1 protein-coding gene is annotated in these 1,248 nt (G+C 70.0%); it reads left to right on the forward strand.

Annotated features, from left to right (window positions below):
- Position 1 precedes the first annotated feature (1 nt).
- Positions 2–1,248: NupC/NupG family nucleoside CNT transporter (locus tag CR157_RS22015; RefSeq protein WP_110285650.1), on the forward strand; the 1,247-nt coding region annotated here is incomplete at its 3' end.

Here is a 1,248-nt window from a genome sequence, read left to right on the forward strand (position 1 = left end):
CATGAGCCTGGTCGGGATGGCGACCCTGATCGCCATCGCCCTGCTCTTCTCCACCGACCGCCGCGCCATCCGCCTGCGCACCGTGGGCGGCGCCTTCGCCATCCAGGCCGGCATCGGCGCCTTCGTGCTCTACGTGCCCGCCGGCCAGGCGGTGCTCGCCACCGTCTCCGCGGCGGTCAGCCAGGTGGTGGCCTATGCCAACGACGGCATCGACTTCCTGTTCGGCGGCCTGGCCGACGTGGAGGCCATCGGCTTCGTCTTCGCCATCAAGGTGCTGCCGGTCATCGTCTTCTTCTCCTCGCTGACCGCCGTGCTCTACTACCTGGGCATCATGCAGTGGGTGATCCGGCTGCTCGGCGGCGCCCTGCAGAAGGCCCTCGGCACCTCGCGCACCGAGTCGCTCTCGGCCACCGCCAACATCTTCGTCGGCCAGACCGAGGCGCCCCTGGTGGTACGCCCCTTCATCGCCCGCATGACCCCCTCGCAGCTGTTCGCGGTGATGTGCGGCGGCCTGGCCTCGGTGGCCGGCTCGGTGCTGGCCGGCTATGCCGCACTCGGCATCCCCATGGAGTACCTGGTGGCCGCCTCCTTCATGGCCGCCCCCGGCGGGCTGCTGTTCGCCAAGCTGATCATGCCCGAGACCCAGGCGCCCGAGGACAGCATCTCCGCCGCCGAGGCACGTCTCGAGGAGGAGGAGGACCACCCCACCAACGTGCTCGATGCCGCCGCCGCCGGGGCCTCCTCCGGCCTGATGCTCGCCGCCAACGTCGGCGCCATGCTGATCGCCTTCATCGGCCTGATCGCCCTGATCAACGGCATGCTCGGCGGCGTCGGCGGCTGGGTCGGCATGGAGGCGCTGAGCCTGGAGCTGATACTGGGCTGGCTGTTCGCCCCGCTGGCCTTCCTGCTCGGCATTCCCTGGGAGGAGGCGACCCTGGCCGGCTCCTTCATCGGCCAGAAGCTGGTGGTCAACGAGTTCGTCGCCTACATCAACCTGGCCCCCTACCTCGACGGCGACCAGCTGGTCGCCGCCACCGGCCAGGCGATGACACCGCATACCATGGCGATCCTCTCCTTCGCCCTGTGCGGCTTCGCCAACCTGTCCTCCATCGCCATCCTGCTCGGCGGCCTGGGCAGCATCGCCCCCAGTCGCCGCCACGACATCGCCCGCTTCGGCCTCAAGGCGGTGCTGGCCGGCACCCTCTCCAACCTGATGTCGGCCACCCTCGCCGGCTTCTTCCTGGCCCT

It is taken from the genome of Halomonas sp. LBP4 (assembly GCF_003202205.1).
Taxonomy (GTDB): Bacteria; Pseudomonadota; Gammaproteobacteria; order Pseudomonadales; family Halomonadaceae; genus Halomonas; species Halomonas flagellata.